We start from the raw sequence: 18,937 nt of genomic DNA, 5'->3' as shown, positions 1-18,937 counted from the left end.
CGTAGTGCCTGCGCTACTTCAGATTGCCTGAAAGAAACTGCGCGAGCCGCTCGCTCTTGGGCCGCGCCAGCACCTCGGCGGGCACGCCCTGTTCCTCGATGCAGCCCTTGTGCAGGAAGATGAGGTGCGAGGACACCTCGCGCGCAAAGCCCATCTCGTGCGTGACCACCACCATGGTGCGGCCTTCCTCGGCCAGCAGCTTCATCACACGCAACACTTCGCCCACCAGCTCGGGGTCGAGCGCGCTGGTAGGCTCGTCGAACAGCATCACATCGGGCTCCACCGCCAGCGCGCGCGCAATCGCCACGCGCTGCTGCTGGCCACCGCTCATGTGCGAGGGGTAGCGGTCTTCCACGCCACGCAGGCCGACGCGTTCGAGGTAGCGGCGCGCGGTCTCCACAGCCTGGTCCTTCGGGATGCCCAGCACGTTCACCGGTGCCTCGGTGATGTTCTGCAACACCGTCATGTGGGCCCAGAGGTTGAAGTGCTGGAACACCATGGCCAGCTTGGTGCGCAGGCGCTGCAACTGGGCCGCGTTGACGGCGCGCAGCTCGCCGTGGCGGTCGGGTTTGAGCTGCAGCTCTTCGCCGCCGAGCACGATGCGCCCGCTGTTCGGGTTCTCCAGCAGGTTGATGCAGCGCAGCAGCGTGCTCTTGCCCGAACCGGAACTGCCGATCAGGCTGATCACGTCGCCGGCGCGCGCCTGCAGCGACACGCCCTTGAGCACTTCGTTCGCGCCGAAGCGCTTGTGGATGTCGTGCACTTCCAGCAAGGCACGGCCGGGCGTTCGGGGGGCGGTGGATTCAGCGGTCATGGTCGGTGCCAGGTGGAAATGAAAGCTCAGGCGCCCAGCAGGTCGCCCGAACGGAACGGCGTTGCGCCGGCAATCTTGCCGACTTCGCCGCCCGCGACGACGTAGCGCTCGCGCACCATGGCGTACAGGACGCCCGCCACTTCGGCGCGCACCGCGTGCACGCGGGCCTGGCCCGCGGCGGTCGGGTCGATGACCTCGGCGACCACATCGCCCGCGGCCAGCACGGCGCCAGCCTGGACCAGGAACACCAGCACGCCCGGCACGGGCGAGCGCAGGGTCTGCGAGCCCGCCAGCGGCGTGGGCTGGCACGCCATCGGAGGCAGCGCGGGTGGGGCGGGGGCCGCGACGGCTCCGGCGTGCTCAAGAAAACCGAAGATGGCCTGCGCGTCCGCGCGCGCCAGGCTGTGCGACACCTCGCTTTCACCGCGCAGCTCCACCGTGGTGCTGGCGCAGGCCTGGGGCAGGGGAGCGTCGACACCGGCTTCTTTCAGCGCCGCCGCGAGTTGCCACCACAGGCCGGAGAGGCGCTCGTCGAACGGACCCCCGCCCGATTCGCGCGCCAGCAGCACGGCCTGGCAGCCCAGCAGGCGGGCCAGCGGCTCGAACGGTGGCCAGCAGGCCTCTTCGCTGTAGAGGTGGATGACGGCCTCGGTGTCGCAGTGCAGGTCCAGCACCAGGTCGGCGTCGTGCGAGAGCCGCAACAGCTGCCGCCGCAGGCTCTCCAGTTCGGAGGCAGGCGCCCACTGGTCGAGCCACGCGCCGACCAGGCGCCGCACGGTGGCCACGTTGGTTTGGGCATCCGGGCCCATGCGGGTTTTCGCTTCCTCCAGCACGGCGGCGGCCATGTCGGGGTAGTGCCGGTTGAAGTTCTGCGCGGTGTCGAACTCGAAGCGGCCCATGGGCTTGTGGTCCAGGCGCTGGGCCAGGCCGATCGGGTTGGCCGCGGGCACCAGGACCACCTCGCCGCGCAGCCGGCCGGCCTTGTCCGCCGCTTCCAGCCGTTCACGCAGGTGGTGGGCCACCAGCATGCCGGGCAGCTCCTCGGCGTGCAGGCTGGCCTGGATGTAGACCTTGGGGCGTGCACCGCGCGTGCCGAAATGGAAGCCGACCAGCGTCTTGTGGCTGCCCAGGCTCGGGCTCAGCAAGGGATATTCGGTGCGTTGCATGTTGCGATACCGGAAACCGCCTTCAGTGCGCGCGCGGGGCCAGATGGGCCAGGAAGCGCCGTTCGGCCAGCTTGAAAACGCCCACCAGGCTGAAGGTGATGGTGAGGTAGATCGCGGCCGCGAAGATGTAGGCCTCGAACGGCAGGTAGAAGTCCGAGTAGATGCGGCTGGCTGCGGCGGTCACATCCAGCATCGCGGGCACGGTGCTCGCCAGGCTGGTGGCGTGCAGCATCATCACCACCTCATTGCTGTAGGCCGGCAGGGTGCGGCGCAGGGCGCTGGGCAGCACGATGCGTCGCATGGCCATGGCCGGGCTCATGCCCATGGCCTGTGCGGCCTCGATCTCGCCGGCGGCGGTCTCGCGGATGGCGCCGGCCAGCATTTCGGCGGTGTAGGCGGCCGTGTTCAGGCTGAAGGCCAGCAGCGCGCAGAAGAAGGGTTCCTTGAAGTGCGTCCAGGGCCAGATGTCGTTCCAGCGTGCCTGAATCCACTCCAGCTGCGCGATGCCGTAGTAGATCAGGTAGAGCTGGATCAGCAGCGGCGTGCCGCGGATCACGTAGGTGTACGCACCGACGATCCAGCGCAGCGGCTTGAACGGGCCGGTCAGCGCGAGTGCGAACAGCAGCGCGAGCACCGCGCCCACGGCCAGAGAAGACAGCAGCAGCCAGACCGTGGTGACCAGGCCCTCGCCGTACATGGCCAGGGTGGAGGGTCGGAAGATGACGTCCCACTTCATGACGGCTGGTGTTCAGGTATTGGCGCGTTTCACGCCCATGCTGAAGCGCCGGTCCAGCCAGCGCAGGGCCCACAGCGAGACCGAGGTGTACACAAGGAACAGCGCGGCGGCGAACAGGAAGAAAGTGAAAGGCTCGCGGGTGGCGGCGCTGGCCTGCTTGGCCAGGTAGGTCATTTCCTGCAGGCCGATCAGGCTGATGAGGGCCGTGGCCTTGATCAGCACCAGCCAGTTGTTGGTGAAGCCGGGCAGGGCGTAGCGCACCATCTGCGGCGCGGTGATGCGCACGAAGGTACGCACCGGCCCCATGCCGAAGGCCCAGGCCGCTTCCATCTGCCCCTTGGGGATCGACAGGATGGCGCCGCGGAAAGTCTCCGTCATGTAGGCGCCGTAGATGAAGCCGATGGTGAGCACACCCGCGAGGAACGGGTTGATGTCCACCGAGGACTTGCTGCCCAGGGCCTCAAGAAGGTGGTTGAGTCCGATGGTGCCGCCGTAGAAGATCAGCAACATCAGCACCAGTTCGGGCACGCCCCGCACCAGCGTGGTGTAGACCGTGGCCAGGCCCACGAGCAGGGGCCTGCCGGAGAGCTTGGCCACCGCGCCCAGCAGACCCAGCAGGATGGCCACCACCAGGGCGGCCAGTGAAACGCCCACCGTGAGGAGGGCGCCCTGCAGGATCGAGGCGAAGTAGCCGGACAAAACGCGCCGGTGTCAGTTGCCGTAGACGTCGAAGTTGAAGTACTTCTTGCTCACGGTCTCGTAGACACCGTTGGCGCGGATGGCCTGGATGGCGGCGTTGAGCTCGTCCTTGAGAGCGGTCTCGTCCTTGCGCAAGGCCACGCCCACGCCATAACCGTAGTACTTCACGTCGTTGAGCACCGGGCCCACGAAGCCGTAGCCCGCGCCTTCGGGCTTGCTCAGGAAGCCGCCGGTGACTTCCACCTGGTCAGCCACGGTGCCGTCCAGACGGCCCGACTTGATGTCGAGATAGACCTGGTCCTGGGCCTCGTAAGGCACCACATTCACGCCCAGGGTCTTGAGCTCGCCCATGGCGTACTTCTCCTGGGTGCTGCCCTTGAGCACGCCGATCTTCTTGCCCTTGAGCGAGGCCAGGTCGGTGAACGCCGTGTCGGCCTTGACCACGATGCGGCTGGGCGTGTTGTAGTACTTGTCCGTGAAGTCCACGACCTGCTTGCGCTCGTCGGTGATCGACATGGAGCTGATGATGACGTCGTACTTCTTGGCCTGCAGGCCGGGGATCATGCTGTCCCAGACCTGTTCGACGTACACGCACTTGCGCTTGATCTGGTTGCACAGGGCGTCGGCGATGTCGACGTCGAAGCCGGTGGGCTTGCCATCGGCCGTCTTGAAGGTGAAGGGCTCGTAGGTCGGGTCGATCGCCACCTTGAGCTCGGCCATTTCAGCCGGTGTCATGGGCGCTGCTGCGGTGGGCGCGGCGGCAGGTGCCGCAGGCGCGGCCTCGGGTGCGGGCGTCTCGGTCTTGCCGCACCCGACCAGAGTGACGGCGCCGATCAGGCTCAGGGACAGGAGAAGGGTTTTCATGAGAATCTTTCGTTTGAATACCGCTAGTTCGGATGGCAGCGGTGGGCGCCCGCATTGTAAATCTCGGCCTTGCGCCACCGGGCTGGGCCGCCCCGGTGTTTCCCCGCATAGGTGTAGCAACTAATGCGCCTGTCAGGGTTGCCTGGCGCATCAGATACCGCGTGCCGGCTCGCCGCACCAGGATCGCGAACGCATCCTCAGCTCGGCTTCCACGCCGATATCCAGTTTTTAACTTTACATAATATACATCGTGGAAGATCAAACCACCGCCAAGGAAACGGCCCTGCAGCCCGTGAGTGCGGACAAGAAAAAAGCCCGGCCCGCTCGGTGGCGGATCGGGCTTTGTGTGGTGCGGCCGGGGCACGCACGCACGCTCGACAATCATTCCTCGACGAAGGCTTCCTCGCGCTTCTTCTTGATCGATGGCGACACGACGATGACCAGCAGCAGCACCGCGGCGGCCAGCAACGAGGCCGAGATCGGTCGGGTCACGAAGACGGACCAGTCTCCGCGCGAGATCAACAAGGCGCGGCGCAGGTATTCCTCCATCATGGGCCCCAGCACCAGGCCCAGCAGCAAGGGCGCCGGCTCGCAGCCGAGCTTGATGAAGATGTAGCCGATCAGACCGAACAGTGCAACGATCCAGATGTCGAAAACGTTGTTGTTGGTCGAGTACACGCCGATGGCGCAGAACAGCACGATGGCCGGGAACAGCCAGCGGTACGGCACGGTCAGCAGCTTGACCCAGATGCCGATCAGCGGCAGGTTCAGGACCACCAGCATGGCATTGCCGATCCACATGGAGGCGATCAGGCCCCAGAAGAGCTCGGGGTTCGAGGTCATCACCTGCGGGCCGGGCTGGATGTTGTGGATCGTCATGGCACCCACCATCAGCGCCATCACGGGGTTGGGCGGAATGCCCAGCGTCAGCAGCGGAATGAACGACGCCTGAGCACCCGCGTTGTTGGCCGCCTCGGGAGCCGCCACACCGCGGATGTTGCCCTGACCGAAGGGCACTTCGCCCGGCCGGAGCTTGGTCTTCTTCTCGATCGTGTAGGCCGCGAAGGACGACAGCACCGAACCACCCCCGGGAAGGATGCCCAGCATGGAGCCCAGGGCCGTGCCGCGCAGCACTGCGGGCACCATGCGCTTGAAATCCTCCTTGGTAGGCATCAGACCCGACACCTTGCCGGAGAAGACGTCGCGCTTGCTGTCGCCATGAGACAGGTTGTTGATGATCTCGCCATAGCCGAACACGCCCATGGCGATGGCGACGAAGCTGATGCCGTCGGTGAGTTCGGGGATGTCGAAACTGAAGCGCGCGACGCCCGAGTTCACGTCGGTACCGACCAGGCCGATCAGCAGACCCAACACGATCATGGCCAGCGCCTTGATCAGCGAGCCCGAGGCCAGCACCACTGCGCCGATGAGGCCCAGCACCATGAGCGCGAAGTACTCGGATGGGCCGAAGCTCAGGGCCACCTCGGTCAGCGGCGGCGCGAACGCGGCGATCACGAGGGTGCCCACGCAACCTGCAAAGAAGGAACCCAGGCCGGAGGCCGCCAGCGCGGGCCCCGCCCTGCCCTTGCGCGCCATCTGATAGCCGTCGATCACGGTCACCACCGAGGACGATTCGCCTGGCAAGTTGACCAGGATGGCGGTGGTGGAGCCGCCATACTGCGCGCCGTAGTAGATGCCGGCGAGCATGATGAGCGCGGCCACGGGAGGCAGGCCGTAGGTGGCCGGCAGCAGCATGGCGATGGTGGCCAGCGGGCCGATGCCCGGCAGCACGCCGATCAGCGTGCCCAGGAGGCAGCCGACAAAGGCGTAGATCAGGTTCTGGAAAGTAAAGGCGACGCCGAAGCCCAGCGCCAGGTTGTCAATGAGTTCCATGAAATGAGTCTCCGGATCAGGCGGTCAGGAACGCAGGCCACACCGGGAACTGCAGGTTCAGCATGTACACGAAGGCGCCGTAGCTGCCGACGGCCAGGATGGTGGCCAGGATCAGCGACTCCTTGATGCTGGAGTTGGGCCGGGCAAAGCCGGAGATGACCACCAGGCCGTAGATGGCGACGATCAACCCCATGGCGGGCAGCCCCAGCGGCGGGAAGCCCACCAGCAGCGCACCAAACGCGAGGTTGGCGCCCAGGATGAAGCACAGGGGCCGCCAGGCAATCGCCCCGATCGGATCGCCATCGGGCGCCTTGCTGCGCAACGAGATGATCGTGATCAGGATGCCCAGGCCGGCCAGCAGGATGCCCAGCATCAACGGGAAGTAGCCTGGCCCCATGCGGGCGGCCTCGCCTACCGTGAAATTGGTGGCTCCGACGGCAAACGACACGCCGACGATGGTGAACATCAATCCCGAAAAAAAGTCCTTCTGACTGGCCAGCTTCACGGCGTCTCCTCATTTATGTGGGTCAGCCGGCGATTCTGATGCGTCGCGGCCGTCAGGCCCATGTGGGTTACACCTACTTTGTGCCAGTGCGAACGATGCCTTCAACGCAACTTCGCTGATCACCACTTGCCTTTGGGCTGCCGGGCGCGCACGAAGGCCGCAATGATCTCCGCCGATTCGGCGCGGTTGGCGCGGTGCGCGAAATCGATCGCAGTGAGGCCCTGCTGGTTGCGCAGCATCGGGTCGGCACCTTCCTCGAGCAGCAACTTCACGACCCCGGGATCACCATAGTGGGCTGCCATCATCAGGGGTGTCGTGCCATTGGGCGATTCGGCGTCAATGTAGGCATGGTGTTCCAGCAACAGACGCACCATGATGGGGCTGGCCTCTCCGGCATGCGTGGCGGCGTAATGCAGGGGGGTCCAGCCAGTCTTGTTGACCTCGGCCTTGCGCGCGATCAGGCGGCGCATCAACTCCAGGCGGCCCTTGATGGCGGCCATCATCAAGGGGCTTTCCTCCTTGGCACTGCGGGCTTCGATGTCCACGGACGCCTGGCCCACGAGGTAGTCGGCCACGCTGGTCGCGCCGTCCCGGATGGCCAGGTACAGCGCGTGGTCGCCTGCCTCGTTGCGGGTGTTCAGATCGAAGCCGCGCTGTGCGAGCTGGCGCACGGCGGCCACGTTGTCCTGCTTGATGGCCATGAAGAAGTCGTCAAACGAACTGGCATGCAGGGTGAATGAAAATGCCATAAACAATGCAAATATTGCTCTTGAAACAATGCACTTTTTCATATTTTTAATCTGATACTTCATATTTTGTCAGCATGGGCTGCGCGGCTCACCCGATCGAACAGCTGCTCAAAATTGTGGCTGGTGGCCTGTGCAACGGCCTCCACCTCGAGGCCCTTGATCTCGGCTATCTGCCGGGCCACCCACGGGACCCAGGCGGGCGAGTTTGTCTTTCCGCGGTGAGGAACCGGTGCCAGATAGGGGCTGTCGGTCTCGATCAGGGTGCGGTCCAGCGGGACAAAGGCCGCTACTTCGCGCAGATCGGCTGCGTTGCGAAACGTCAGGATGCCGGAGAAGGAGACGTAGAAGCCCAGGTCCAGTGCCGCGCGCGCGACATCCATGGTTTCCGTGAAGCAGTGGAAAACACCCCTGGCGACCGGTTGGGGCTGGGCGGAACCCGACACGAAGCCCCCCTCCTCCCTCAGGATCGCCAGCGTGTCCTCGGACGCGCTGCGGGTGTGGATCACCAGCGGCAGGCCGGTCAGGCGACCCGCGCGGATGTGGGTGCGGAACCGCTCGCGCTGCCATTCCATGTCGGCCACCGTGCGCTCGCCCAGGCGGTAGTAGTCCAGCCCGGTTTCGCCGATGCCGATCACTTTGGGGCGCGCGGCACCCTCCAGAAGGTCGCCCAGCGCGGGTTCGCGCACATCTTCGTTGTCCGGGTGCACGCCCACGGTGGCCCAGAGGTGGTGGTGCGCGCTCGCCAGTCCGTACACATCCTCAAATTCTTCCAGCGTGGTGCAGATGCACAGCGCGCGGTCCACCCGAGCCTGCGCCATCTCGTCAAGAATGTCTGGCAGGCGCGCCTGCAGTTCGGGAAAGCTCAGGTGGCAGTGAGAGTCGGTGAACATGAGAAACGGAACAGAACGAAAAAAGCCGATGGGCACACCATTGTGCGCCGCATCGGCTGGCAGAAATCCGCCGGGTCAGAGCGTCTGGGTGGCGCGGTCCGAACCCAGGTTGGAGCCCAGGAGTTCCTCGATCTTGAGCTTGAGCTGGCGCGACTTCTCGTCGGCCGGAAAACGGATGCCCACGCCCTGGGTCCGCGCGCCCTGTGCCTTGGCCGGCGTGACCCAGGCGACCTTGCCCGCCACAGGGTAGCGCTGTGGGTCTTCGGGCAGGCTGAGCAGTACATAGACGTCATCCCCCAGGCGGTACTCGCGCGACGAGGGAATGAAGATGCCTCCGTCGGCGAACAAGGGGATATAGGCGGCATACAGGGCCGCCTTTTCCTTGATGGAGAGCTGGATCACGCTCGGCCGCGCCGTTGCGGACGATGGAGAAGGGTTGGTGCTCATGGTGGACGAGTTTAGCGGCAATGGGCGCGGACGCGGCGACTGACAAGGGCCCGAAAGGCCCACAACAGCCACGAGTTTCCGTGACAAATCGGCGTTTGAACGGCTTCTCCGGTCAGCGGCCGGCGTGAGGCCTCAGGCGGTCGCGCGGGCGCCTCCGCTGCCCAGCACCTGGCGGGTGCGGGCGGCCCAGGCCTCCTGCGTCAGCCCGGCGTTGTAGGGGTGTTCCACCGTGCGTGCGGCACTCATGAGTTCGCGCGACCACTGGGCCAGCGCGCTCCAGCGCGGTGCGGGCGGCAGTTGCTCGGCGGGAAAGTAGCGCGAGGGCGCACCCGAGGCGCGGGCCATGAGGTCGTGGCACAGCTTCTGCAGCACCGCGAGTTGCTGCGCGGGCGGCCAGCCCGCGAGCGTCCCCCAATCCCCCCGGGCCAGTGCCTGCGGCAAGTGGGCCCATGTCGCGCCCTGCAGCCCGGTGGCGGCCCAGGCCAGCGCGTCGTCGGGGCGTCCGCCGGCGGCCTGCAGCCACACGGCGGCCTGGCCGCGTTCCACCGGCTTGCCCTGTGCGCCGGCCTGCTGCACCAGCCAGTCCAGCGCATCCGGCTCGGTGGGCCACAGCATGGCATGGCCCTGGCAGCGGCTGCGGATGGTCGGCAGCAACTGGTGCGCCGCTTCGGTGGCCAGCACGAAGCGCACCTCGCCCACGGGTTCTTCGAGGGTTTTGAGCAGGGTATTGGCCGACTCGACATTCATGCGCTCGGCCGGATGCACCAGGATCACCTTGGTGCGCCCACCCGATCGCGTGAACTGCGTGAAAGCCACGGCATCGCGCGCAGCCTCCACGCGGATGAACTTGCTTGCCTTGCGCTTCTTGTCGTCGATCTCCTTCTGCGCGCCTTCGTCCAGCGGCCAGCCCAGTTCCAGGCTCAGCGTTTCGGGCATCAGCACACAGAGGTCGGCATGGGTGCGCACGTCGATGGCGTGGCAGCTGCCGCACACGCCGCAGGCGCCGTCCGCACCAGGCTGTTCGCACAACCAGGCACGGGCCAGCGCCAGCGCCAGCTCGTACTGCCCCAGACCCGAAGGGCCAGCGAGCAACAGGGCGTGACCGCGCTGTGCCAGCAGGCTGCGCAGCTGTGCGTGCAACCAGGGCGCCAGGGTGGACGCGGTCATGCGCCAGCTCCTGCAGGTAGCAGCCAGCCGCGTTGCTGGACGGCTTCGCGCACGCACTGCCAGACACGCTCCCTGGGCTGGTCGGACGCGATGCGGGCGAAGCGGGCGGGCGACTCGTCCATGCGCTTCGCATAGCCCGCCACCACACGCTCGAAGAAGGCCTGCGGCTGTGCCTCGAAACGATCGGGCACCCGGGCCGCGGCCAGGCGCTGCGCCGCCACCGCGGGCGGCAGGTCGAACCAGATCGTGAGGTCGGGCTGGCGCGGGGTTGGGTCATCGGGACGCGACTGCACCCAGCGTTCGAGCTGGTGCAGCACATCGAGATCGAAACCCCGCCCGCCGCCCTGGTAGGCAAAAGTCGCGTCGGTGAAACGGTCGCACAGCACCACATTGCCTCGCGCCAGGGCAGGCTCGATCACCTGCCCCAGGTGGTCGCGCCGCGCGGCGAACATCAGCAGCGCCTCGCTCAGCGGGTCCATGGCGTCGTTGAGCACCAGTTCGCGCAGCTTTTCGGCCAGTGGCGTGCCGCCGGGCTCGCGCGTGAGGACCACGGTGCGCCCCGCCGCCCGGAACGCGTCGGCCAGACCGGCGATGTGGGTGGATTTGCCCGCGCCGTCGATGCCTTCGAAGCTGATGAAGAGGCCGGAGGCGGACATGGACGGGGATCGGGGTGTGGCGGGGGCTTCAGCGCCGCAGGATGTAGCGCCTCACCGCCGCATTGTGCTCTTCCAGAGTGGCGCTGAACTGGCTGGAACCATCTCCGCGGGACACGAAGTAGATCGAGTTGGTGGCCAGGGGCTGCACCGCTGCCATCAGCGAGGCCTCTCCGGGCATCGCGATCGGCGTGGGCGGCAGGCCGGCGCGCACATAGGTGTTGTACGCGCCGTCGGTCGTGAGGTGGCTGCGGCGCAGGTTGCCGTCGAAGCGTTCGCCCAGGCCGTAGATCACGGCCGGGTCGGTCTGCAGCCGCATGCCGATGCGCAGCCGGTTGACGAACACGCCGGCGATGCGGCGGCGGTCGCTGTCGAGGCCGGTTTCCTTCTCAACGATGCTGGCGAGCACCAGCGCCTCGTCGGGCGTGCGCAGCGGCGAATCTGCGTCGCGCTGGGCCCAGGCTTTTTCCAGCCTTTGCTCCATGGCCTGCGCCGCCTGCCTGAGCACGCTGGAGGCCGGCGCACGGGTCACCACACGGTAGGTGTCGGGGAAGAAGCGCCCCTCGGGGTGCCGGCCGGGGTAGCCGATCAGCGCCATGATGTCATCCTGGCTCAGGCCTTCGATGTCTTGCGTGAGATCGGGCGCGCTGCGCACGGCCTGCAGCACCTGGCGGATGTTCCAGCCTTCGAGCAGCGTGATGCTGCGCAGCGCCTGTTCACCACGCACAAGCTTGGACAGCAGCGTGCGGGGCGTGGTCCCGGCAACGAGTTCGTAGGTGCCGGCCTTGATGTCGCGCGCCTGGCCCGACAGCCGAAACCAGGCATACAGCAGTTGCGGCGGCGCGTTCACGCCGGATGCGGTCAGCCGCTCGGCCACCAACTGCGCGGACGCACCGGGCTCGATGGTCACAAGCAGCGGTTTCTGCTGCGTCGCGGCAGTCGTCAGCGGCAGCGGTTGCTGCAGCCACCACATGCCCGCCACGGCGGCCAGCAGTGCAAGCAGCAGGGGAACAACCACCAGCAGTTTCAGGAGACGCATCACGGGGAGATAGCTCGGCAGGGGCTTGTCGAATCGGCTCGGCAGGGGAGCGGGCCGGCCATGATAATCGACGCCTTCAACCCGGCTGGCACCCTGCCTGCCCACTGGTGCGCCACCGGCCGCCTTTCATCGAGATTGCCCCGACATGAACGCCTCCGACTTCCCCAACCAGCATCTGGCCAGCGGCGCCGTGCGCCTGGCGCACCTCGGGGTGATCCGCATCGAAGGCGAGGACGCGGCGGGGTTCCTCCAGGGCCAGTTGACGCAGGACTTTGTCATGCTGGAGCCGTCACAGGCCCGCCTGGCCGCCTTCTGTTCCGCCAAGGGGCGCATGCAGGCCAGCTTCGTGGGCTTCAGACGCAGTCCTGACGAGATCCTGCTCGTGTGCAGCCGGGACTTGCTGGCCAGCACCCTGAAACGCCTGTCCATGTTCGTGCTGAGAGCGAAAGCCAGACTGAGCGACGCCAGCGACGCCTTCGCCCTGTTCGGCCTGGCCGGCGATGCTGTGCCCCCGCCCCTGCCCGCCACGCCCTGGAGCCTGTGGCGCGATGGGGCCGCCAGCGTAGTGCGCCTGTATCCGGCCGACGGTGTGGCACGCGCCCTGTGGGTGGCGCCCGCGGACACGGCCGGGCCCACCGTCCCTGCCTTGCCGGAAGCGCTGTGGCACTGGATGGATGTGCGCAGCGGCGTGGCCACGCTGAGCCAGCCCGTGTTCGATGCCTTCGTGCCGCAGATGCTGAACTACGAATCGGTGGGCGGCGTGAACTTCAAGAAGGGCTGCTACCCCGGGCAGGAGGTGGTGGCGCGCAGCCAGTTCCGCGGCACGCTCAAGCGCCGGGCCTATCTGGTGCACACCGACGCCGGGCTCACCGTCGGCCAGGCGGTGTTTCACGAGAGCGACGCCGAACAACCCTGCGGCACGGTGGTGCAGGCGGCGGCGCACCCCGGCGGTGGGTTCGACGCGATCGTGTCCATGCAGACCAGCGCCGCGGCGCAAGGCCACCTGCACGCCGGCAGCGCCAATGGCCCGGCCCTGGAATTGCTGCCCCTGCCCTATCCGCTGCTCGACGACATCTGAGCTGTGGCGGCCCGATGTGCCTGATCGCCTTCGCCCTGCACGCCGACCCGGCGTGTCCGCTGCTCATCGCGGCCAACCGCGACGAGTTCCTGGACCGGCCCACGGCGGCCCTGCACCGGTGGGCCCTGGCCGATGGCACAGAGATCGTCGCCGGGCGCGACCTGCGCGATGGCGGCACCTGGCTGGGCTTGAGTCCGACCGGCCGCGTGGCCATGCTCACCAACGTGCGCCAGACCCAGGCCGGCCCCGGCGCACGCAGCCGGGGTGAACTCGTCACCCGCTGGCTGCGGGGCGACGGCGACGAAGACGACCTGGCCGAGGCGATCGATCCCGGCGCCTATGGTGGATTCAATCTCGTGGTGGGCGACTTCCACCGCGCCCGCTGGAGCTGGCTGAGCAACCGCGACCCCGAGTCGCCGCACGACTCCGGCCCCCCCGCACTGCACCGCCAGGCACTCGGCGCCGGGCTGTACGGTCTGTCCAACGCCAGCCTGGACACGCCCTGGCCCAAGACGGTGCAACTCAAGCAGGCGCTGGGCGAGTCGCTGGCGCGGCTGCAGGCGAATCGATCAATGGACGACGGCGAATGGATGCACCCGCTGGCCACACGGCTGACCGAAGCCACCCCGGCCGCCCCGTGTGATCTGCCGCGCACGGGCGTGCCATCCGCCATGGAGCGCGCGCTCTCCAGCCCGTTCGTGCGCATGGCCGACCGCGCCTATGGCACCCGCAGCAGCCTGGTGGTGCGCGCGCTGCCGAGCGCCCATGCCTGGGACGTGCAGGTGGACGAATGGACCCACGACCCCTTGCAGCCCGTGGCCGGCCTCGACCCGGCCCGGCACCGGCGCGAAACCCTGGTCTGGTGAAGGCCCGCAGGCCTTACAACTTCGCGACCATCTCCTGGTGCCCGATGCCTGCCTCTTCAAAGGGCGCCCCGCGCCGCTCGTAACCGAGCCGGGCATAGAAGCCTTCGGCGCTGCTCTGGGCGTGCAGCATCACTTCGGTGTCGCCGCGCGCGCGGGCCGCGTCCATGAGCGCGTGCAGCACATCGCGCCCCAGCCGCCCGCCGCGCAAGGAACGCTCCACCGCCATGCGGCCGATGCGCGCCACGCCGGGTTCGTGCGGCAGCAGCCGACCCGTGGCCACCGGCCGCCCTAGGCGGTTGTAGGCCACCGCGTGCAGTGCCACAGCATCGGCCTCGTCCCACTCCAGTTCCTTGGGAATGCGCTGCTCCTCCACGAACACCGCCGTGCGCAGGCGCTGCGCGTCGGCGCCAAGTTCGCTCCAAGGCCCGACACGCACGCGGGTCATCGCCTCGCCGGCTTCGTAGCCCGTGAGCGCCTCCCGCAGCGCATCGGGCACAGGGCGGGACTTCTGCGTGGCCGGATCGGCGAACACATAGATCAGCTCACCGCTGATGAGGTGTTCATCGCCACGGAAGATCGCACCGGTGAACGTGAGGGAGGAGTTGCCCACGCGGCTGCATTTCATGGCGACGTCGATCTGCTCGTCCACCCGTGCCGAGGCGTGGAAGTCGACCGTGGCCCTGACCACGTACAGGTCGCCTTCGAGCTGCTCCATGGTCTCGAAATACGGCAAGGCGAGCGCTCGCCAGTAGTCGGTGACGGCTGTGTCGAAGTACATCAGGTAGTGCGCGTTGAAGACGATTTTCTGCATGTCCACCTCGGCCCAGCGCACGCGCAGGCGGTGGAAAAAGCGGAAGTCGGACCGTTTCAAACCCATCTCAATCGTCTCCAAATGCCTGGCGCAGCGCGCGCGCCGCGTGGTTGTGGGCGGTCATCGCCTCAGGAATGGCGCGACCGAAGTTGATGAAGCCGTGGACCACGCCGGCGTAGATCTCCAGGTCCACCGCCACACCGGCGTGGCGCAGGCGGTCCGCGTACATCACGCCTTCGTCGGTCAGCGGGTCGCACTCGGCCAGGCCGATCCAGGCCGGCGCGACGTCGTCGAGTTCGCGCACATGGCCCTGTTCGTCCACGCCATCGAGCGGTGCGAAGCGCCAGTCGTCGCGGTCGGCCTCGCTGCGCAGGTAGTGGCCGAAGAAGTAGCTGATGTGGAGCTCCTCCAGCAGGAAACCGTGCGCGAAGGTCTTGTGCGAGGCCGTGTCCTGGTGTCCCGCGCAGCCGGGATAGAACAGGCATTGCAGCGCCAGCGGCCAGCCGGCGTCGCGCGCGGCGATGGCGGTGACGGCCGCGAGCGTGCCACCCGCGCTGTCGCCACCCACGGCGATGCGCGCGCCATCCAGGCCGAGCGCATCGGCCTGCCCGCGCAACCAGGCCAGGCTGTCCCAGGCGTCGTGCACGGCGGTCGGAAACTTCGCCTCGGGCGCGAGCCGGTAGTCCACCGAGACCACGGCGCACGCCGCCAGGTGGGCCAGGTGGCGGCACAGCGCCTCGTGGCTGTTCACGCTGCCCACCGTGAAGCCTCCACCGTGGAAGAACAGCAGCACCGGCAGCGGCTGCGGCGAGGCAGGCGCGTACAGGCGCGCGGGCAATACGTGCCCGTCGCGCGCGGGTATGCGCAGGTCTTCCACGCGGTCCAGTGGCTGGCGCGGTATCTCGAGCACGCCCGCGCCGGCTTCGTAGGCGGCTTTTGCCTGTTCGGGCGACAGTGCGTGCAGGGGTGGGTGTCCGGCGCGCGCAATGCGGTCCAGCACACCCCGCATGGCGGGTGTGAGCAATGCGCGGGGCTCGTTCGGGTTGACCATGGGTTCGATTGTGGCTGTCTTTTGGGCGACCGTCGCAGGGGCCTGTGCCATGGCCACATGCACGGGCGGCCCGTATAGTTTTCCACCAGCGGCCCACGAGCCCGCCACCATCACGGAGACACGCATGGCACAGATTCTTTACGTCACCAACATCCTGATCGACTTCGGCGCGCTGGCCCAGTTGCAGGTCGAGTGCGAGCGCGTGGGCATCGGCCGCCCGCTCATCGTCACCGACGCGGGCGTGAAAGCCGCGGGCCTGCTCGACAAGGCGGTGGCCGCCCTGCCCGGCCTCTCGCCCGCGGTGTTCGACCAGACGCCGTCCAACCCGACGGAAGCGGCGGTGCGCGCCGCCGTCGAGGTGTACCGCCAGGCGAACTGCGATGGACTCATCGCGCTCGGCGGCGGCAGCGCGATCGACTGCGCCAAGGGTGTGGCCATCGCCTGCACGCACGAGGGCCCGCTCAAGACCTACGCAACGATCGAGGGCGGATCGCCGAAGATCACCGAGCGCGTGCCGCCGCTGATTGCCATCCCCACCACCGCGGGCACCGGCAGCGAGGTGGCGCGTGGCGCCATCGTGATCGTGGACGACGGGCGCAAGCTCGGCTTCCACAGCTGGCACCTGGTGCCCCGGACCGCCCTGCTCGACCCCGAGCTCACGCTGGGCCTGCCGCCCATGCTCACCGCCGCCACCGGCATGGATGCCGTCGCCCACTGCATGGAAACCTTCATGGCGCCGGCCTTCAACCCGCCGGCCGACGGCATCGGCCTCGATGGGCTGCAGCGCGGCTGGTCGCACATCGAGCGCGCCACGAAGAACGGCCAGGACCGCGACGCGCGCCTGAACATGATGAGCGCGTCCATGCAGGGTGCCATGGCGTTCCAGAAGGGCCTGGGCTGCGTGCATTCGCTCAGCCACAGTCTGGGCGGCGTGAACCCGCGTCTGCACCACGGCACGCTCAACGCCGTGTTCCTGCCGGCCGTGATCCGCTTCAACGCGCAGGCCGAATCGATGCAGAAGGAGCAGCGCCTGCAGCGCATGGCGCACGCCATGGGCCTGGCCAGTGGCGGCGACGTGCCCGAGGCCATCCGGGACATGAACGCGCGTCTGGGCCTGCCTACGGGCCTGGCGGCCATGGGCGTGACGCCCGATCTGTTCGACCGCGTGATCGCCGGCGCGCTGGCCGACCACTGCCACAAGACCAACCCGCGCATCGCCAGCGCGGACGACTACCGGGCGATGCTGATCGAGTCCATGTGAGGCCCGGCCAGCGCGCGGCGCGCCTCTGTGGCGCGGGACACCCGCGACCCCACTGATGGCGCGGCCCATGGCCGCAGCCCCGCATGATGCTTGCATCCTGTCGCATGAGCGACGAGGGGTGCGGTGACGCGCGCGCCACGCCGCATTTCTCCCTGGGTCGACGACAGCGTGGTGGCTTCCGCGAGGTCATCGATTCATGAGATTTTCTTGATTCGTCCATCACGGCGCGCGCCCGCCCGCGCCGCACACTGACCGCGTCCCGATACCACGGTCACCACCCCGGACGTGACCAGGCCCCGGGGCAACGAGCCACCTGTCCGCCAACGACCTTCACCCCGGATCGGGTGGGCATGCGGCGCGCACGCCGTTCCAACAGGGAAAGAACCCATGACAGACCCACACGCACACCTCCATTGCAGCGACACGGCACTGACCGTGAGAGAAACCGAGATTCTCGACTTCATCGCCCGCGGCCTGACGTCCAAGCAGATCGCCCGCGAACTCAACATCAGCCCGTACACGGTGAACACCCACCGCGACAACCTGCGCCGCAAGCTGGGCGTGCACAACGGCGCGCAACTGGCGTATTGCCAGGCCACGCGCAACGGCGGCGCCTCCCGCGCTTCCCTGTGACAGCGCTTCACGCGTCCCGCGCGCCCCACCCAAGGAACCCACAGGAGTTCGACCATGCCCACGCCCATTCCCTACTCGCCGTCCCTGGTGCTCGGCGCCATCGTCGACCCGGCCGCGATGGACAACCTGCTGGCCATCTCGGCGGCCCAGGCGCCCATCGACGCGGCGCAGGAAACCCTCAACTCGTTCATCGCGATGAAGCGCAGCCTGGAGATGACGGCGCAGGAACTCATCAACATGGACATCAACCCGAGGGACCTGCTGAAGAAGATGCACGACGTCGATGCCGACGTGGACCGCGCCGCCACGGCCTACGCCACGACGCGGCTGGAGCAGGAACTCAAGATGCAGCCCCTGCGCGCCCGAACACGGGTGGTCAACTCCAGCATTGAAAGCCCGGTTGACTACAACCGCACAAAGATCAAGTCCATGCCGCTGGCGGCCGATTCACTCAAGATGGACGCGCAGTTCTTCTCGTTCGACGAGAACGACGAGAGCGACAGCAACACGCTCTCCAACATCAAGTCGTACGTCAGTGCATCCACCTCCATCCTGGGCAGCGGCGCCTCGTTCGAGATGGCCAAGACCGCGGTCAGCCAGGTGAACAAGCAACGGCAACTGCACAGGATCGCCGGCACCCTGGTGGTCACGGCGTCCTGCACGCACAAGGAAGCGCAGGTCCTCGCACCCTTCTACATCGACGTGGACAAGGCGGTGCGGGCCTGGAACCGCATGTTTCCGGACGCCAAGGACAAGATCGCCCTGGACCCGGTGGCCATGCAGCAGATTGCCGAGCAGGTCGGCACGGGCGCGGAGAAGTCGTTCCACATCGTCTCCGGCACAACGCTCGGCTCCAGCTTCGTGGGCATGGTGCACGTCCTGCAGACACAGGACACCCAGAGCAGCCAGGACGTCGAGTCCCGGGCCAGGGACCTGCAGTTCAAGCTGTCCCTGGGCGTGGCCAAGGCCGGACTCAAGGGCGGTTTCGGCATCGACAAGAACGTCGGCAAGGACATCAAGGCCCTGCTGAGCACGCAGGACATCACCTCGCACGTCACCCTGATCACCGCCGGCTACATCCCGACACTGAAGTCGAACCAGGTGTCCATCGGCGTCAAGCAGTTCGCCAACTTCGACCCGAACGCCATGATGACCGACCTGCTCAAGCTCTCGGACTACACGGCGTCGGAAAACGTGACGGTGCAGCAATCGGCGATCGCCGCGCGCGCCAAGGGCGAATTCGTGCAGCTCAAGACCGCCGCCATCACCAGCGTGATGCAGGGTCTGGCGGCCCTGGACGATGGCCAGAACAAGATGCTGGACATCGCGTCGATGATGGTCGCGTTCGAGGACTACGTGAAGGCCGCCACGGGCACGGACGAGAACGTCAGGATCGGGGTCCCGATCAACTACTACACCAAGCCGATCACGCGCAGCCAGCTCGCGCAGATGTGGGTCGGCAAGTACTACCCCAACAAATTCCTGGGCATCTCGGGCGACGACACCGTGCGGGTGGCTCCGCCCAAGCCCGAGGCCAGCGGCGATGCAGCGGCTTCGCAATGAAGCACATGGCACCGCAGATTCCCTGAACCCTCCTCCGAACCTTCCGGGAGCA

At 67.3% G+C, this 18,937-nt stretch carries 20 protein-coding genes; 5 read left to right on the top strand and 15 right to left on the bottom strand.

What is annotated here, in order from left to right:
* Window positions 1-13: 13 nt before the first annotated feature.
* From K5880_RS19700 to mltG, 13 genes are all read right to left on the bottom strand, one after another.
* On the bottom strand, window positions 14-814 hold the full coding sequence (locus K5880_RS19700) for an ATP-binding cassette domain-containing protein (RefSeq protein ID WP_297656421.1): 801 nt from the start codon (window positions 812-814) through the stop codon (window positions 14-16).
* 26 nt (window positions 815-840) lie between these two features.
* Complete coding sequence (locus K5880_RS19695) at window positions 841-1,980, bottom strand: M14 family metallopeptidase (protein WP_297656418.1); 1,140 nt, start codon at window positions 1,978-1,980, stop codon at window positions 841-843.
* Between the two features lie 22 nt (window positions 1,981-2,002).
* Complete coding sequence (locus K5880_RS19690; protein WP_297656414.1) at window positions 2,003-2,716, bottom strand: ABC transporter permease subunit; 714 nt, start codon at window positions 2,714-2,716, stop codon at window positions 2,003-2,005.
* A 12-nt stretch (window positions 2,717-2,728) separates the two neighbouring features.
* On the bottom strand, window positions 2,729-3,415 hold the full coding sequence (locus K5880_RS19685; protein WP_297656411.1) for an ABC transporter permease: 687 nt from the start codon (window positions 3,413-3,415) through the stop codon (window positions 2,729-2,731).
* 12 nt (window positions 3,416-3,427) lie between these two features.
* Entirely contained in the window at window positions 3,428-4,279 is an 852-nt protein-coding gene (locus tag K5880_RS19680) for an ABC transporter substrate-binding protein (protein WP_297656408.1), read from the bottom strand.
* Between the two features lie 381 nt (window positions 4,280-4,660).
* A complete protein-coding gene (locus tag K5880_RS19675; protein ID WP_297656405.1) occupies window positions 4,661-6,172 on the bottom strand; it encodes a tripartite tricarboxylate transporter permease in 1,512 nt (503 codons plus the stop codon).
* Window positions 6,173-6,188: 16 nt separating this feature from the next.
* Window positions 6,189-6,677, bottom strand: coding sequence for a tripartite tricarboxylate transporter TctB family protein (locus tag K5880_RS19670; protein ID WP_297656402.1), 489 nt, complete (start codon window positions 6,675-6,677; stop codon window positions 6,189-6,191).
* A gap of 119 nt (window positions 6,678-6,796) precedes the next feature.
* On the bottom strand, window positions 6,797-7,426 hold the full coding sequence (locus tag K5880_RS19665; protein ID WP_297656399.1) for an ankyrin repeat domain-containing protein: 630 nt from the start codon (window positions 7,424-7,426) through the stop codon (window positions 6,797-6,799).
* Window positions 7,427-7,485: 59 nt separating this feature from the next.
* Window positions 7,486-8,316, bottom strand: coding sequence for a TatD family hydrolase (locus tag K5880_RS19660; protein ID WP_297656396.1), 831 nt, complete (start codon window positions 8,314-8,316; stop codon window positions 7,486-7,488).
* A gap of 75 nt (window positions 8,317-8,391) precedes the next feature.
* Window positions 8,392-8,763, bottom strand: a complete 372-nt coding sequence (locus K5880_RS19655; RefSeq protein WP_297656393.1) for a PilZ domain-containing protein — start codon at window positions 8,761-8,763, stop codon at window positions 8,392-8,394.
* 132 nt (window positions 8,764-8,895) lie between these two features.
* Window positions 8,896-9,930 carry a DNA polymerase III subunit delta' gene (locus K5880_RS19650; protein WP_297656390.1) on the bottom strand — a complete coding sequence of 345 codons (1,035 nt, stop codon included), beginning with the start codon at window positions 9,928-9,930 and terminating at the stop codon, window positions 8,896-8,898.
* Window positions 9,927-10,586 carry a dTMP kinase gene (gene tmk, locus K5880_RS19645; RefSeq protein WP_297656387.1) on the bottom strand — a complete coding sequence of 220 codons (660 nt, stop codon included), beginning with the start codon at window positions 10,584-10,586 and terminating at the stop codon, window positions 9,927-9,929. Before tmk ends, K5880_RS19650 begins: the two co-directional genes overlap by 4 nt.
* Before the next feature lie 28 nt (window positions 10,587-10,614).
* Entirely contained in the window at window positions 10,615-11,622 is a 1,008-nt protein-coding gene (mltG, locus tag K5880_RS19640; protein WP_297656384.1) for an endolytic transglycosylase MltG, read from the bottom strand.
* Window positions 11,623-11,767: 145 nt separating this feature from the next.
* Between mltG and K5880_RS19635 the strand changes: the two genes are divergently transcribed.
* Entirely contained in the window at window positions 11,768-12,700 is a 933-nt protein-coding gene (locus K5880_RS19635; RefSeq protein WP_297656382.1) for a folate-binding protein, read from the top strand.
* A gap of 14 nt (window positions 12,701-12,714) precedes the next feature.
* Window positions 12,715-13,566 carry an NRDE family protein gene (locus K5880_RS19630; protein WP_297656379.1) on the top strand — a complete coding sequence of 284 codons (852 nt, stop codon included), beginning with the start codon at window positions 12,715-12,717 and terminating at the stop codon, window positions 13,564-13,566.
* Window positions 13,567-13,579: 13 nt separating this feature from the next.
* Here the strand turns inward: K5880_RS19630 and K5880_RS19625 are convergent, their stop codons facing one another.
* Window positions 13,580-14,443, bottom strand: a complete 864-nt coding sequence (locus K5880_RS19625) for a YbgC/FadM family acyl-CoA thioesterase (protein ID WP_297656376.1) — start codon at window positions 14,441-14,443, stop codon at window positions 13,580-13,582.
* 1 nt (window position 14,444) lies between these two features.
* Entirely contained in the window at window positions 14,445-15,428 is a 984-nt protein-coding gene (locus K5880_RS19620) for an alpha/beta hydrolase (protein WP_297656373.1), read from the bottom strand.
* Window positions 15,429-15,552: 124 nt separating this feature from the next.
* Here K5880_RS19620 and K5880_RS19615 point away from each other — a divergent pair, with 124 nt between their 5' ends.
* From K5880_RS19615 to K5880_RS19605, 3 genes are all read left to right on the top strand, one after another.
* The gene (locus K5880_RS19615; RefSeq protein ID WP_297656370.1) at window positions 15,553-16,689 is read left to right on the top strand and encodes an iron-containing alcohol dehydrogenase; all 1,137 of its coding nucleotides are present in this window, start codon (window positions 15,553-15,555) and stop codon (window positions 16,687-16,689) included.
* Window positions 16,690-17,076: 387 nt separating this feature from the next.
* Entirely contained in the window at window positions 17,077-17,322 is a 246-nt protein-coding gene (locus tag K5880_RS19610; RefSeq protein ID WP_297656368.1) for a LuxR C-terminal-related transcriptional regulator, read from the top strand.
* 54 nt (window positions 17,323-17,376) lie between these two features.
* A complete protein-coding gene (locus K5880_RS19605) occupies window positions 17,377-18,885 on the top strand; it encodes a hypothetical protein (RefSeq protein WP_297656365.1) in 1,509 nt (502 codons plus the stop codon).
* Window positions 18,886-18,937 lie beyond the last annotated feature (52 nt).

The sequence above is a fragment of the Hydrogenophaga sp. genome (genome assembly GCF_025699295.1).
GTDB lineage: Bacteria > Pseudomonadota > Gammaproteobacteria > Burkholderiales > Burkholderiaceae_C > Hydrogenophaga.
The sequence above is the reverse complement of the archived record's forward strand: the minus strand, read 5'-3'. Positions and strand labels throughout refer to the sequence as shown.

Coding starts and splice junctions, on each gene's coding strand:
- K5880_RS19700 (WP_297656421.1), bottom strand. CDS start 814: ATGACCGCTGAATCCACCGCCCCCCGAACGCCCGGCCGTGCCTTGCTG.
- K5880_RS19695 (WP_297656418.1), bottom strand. CDS start 1,980: ATGCAACGCACCGAATATCCCTTGCTGAGCCCGAGCCTGGGCAGCCAC.
- K5880_RS19690 (WP_297656414.1), bottom strand. CDS start 2,716: ATGAAGTGGGACGTCATCTTCCGACCCTCCACCCTGGCCATGTACGGC.
- K5880_RS19680 (WP_297656408.1), bottom strand. CDS start 4,279: ATGAAAACCCTTCTCCTGTCCCTGAGCCTGATCGGCGCCGTCACTCTG.
- K5880_RS19675 (WP_297656405.1), bottom strand. CDS start 6,172: ATGGAACTCATTGACAACCTGGCGCTGGGCTTCGGCGTCGCCTTTACT.
- K5880_RS19665 (WP_297656399.1), bottom strand. CDS start 7,426: ATGGCATTTTCATTCACCCTGCATGCCAGTTCGTTTGACGACTTCTTC.
- K5880_RS19660 (WP_297656396.1), bottom strand. CDS start 8,316: ATGTTCACCGACTCTCACTGCCACCTGAGCTTTCCCGAACTGCAGGCG.
- K5880_RS19655 (WP_297656393.1), bottom strand. CDS start 8,763: ATGAGCACCAACCCTTCTCCATCGTCCGCAACGGCGCGGCCGAGCGTG.
- K5880_RS19650 (WP_297656390.1), bottom strand. CDS start 9,930: ATGACCGCGTCCACCCTGGCGCCCTGGTTGCACGCACAGCTGCGCAGC.
- tmk (WP_297656387.1), bottom strand. CDS start 10,586: ATGTCCGCCTCCGGCCTCTTCATCAGCTTCGAAGGCATCGACGGCGCG.
- mltG (WP_297656384.1), bottom strand. CDS start 11,622: ATGCGTCTCCTGAAACTGCTGGTGGTTGTTCCCCTGCTGCTTGCACTG.
- K5880_RS19635 (WP_297656382.1), top strand. CDS start 11,768: ATGAACGCCTCCGACTTCCCCAACCAGCATCTGGCCAGCGGCGCCGTG.
- K5880_RS19630 (WP_297656379.1), top strand. CDS start 12,715: ATGTGCCTGATCGCCTTCGCCCTGCACGCCGACCCGGCGTGTCCGCTG.
- K5880_RS19625 (WP_297656376.1), bottom strand. CDS start 14,443: ATGGGTTTGAAACGGTCCGACTTCCGCTTTTTCCACCGCCTGCGCGTG.
- K5880_RS19620 (WP_297656373.1), bottom strand. CDS start 15,428: ATGGTCAACCCGAACGAGCCCCGCGCATTGCTCACACCCGCCATGCGG.
- K5880_RS19615 (WP_297656370.1), top strand. CDS start 15,553: ATGGCACAGATTCTTTACGTCACCAACATCCTGATCGACTTCGGCGCG.
- K5880_RS19610 (WP_297656368.1), top strand. CDS start 17,077: ATGACAGACCCACACGCACACCTCCATTGCAGCGACACGGCACTGACC.
- K5880_RS19605 (WP_297656365.1), top strand. CDS start 17,377: ATGCCCACGCCCATTCCCTACTCGCCGTCCCTGGTGCTCGGCGCCATC.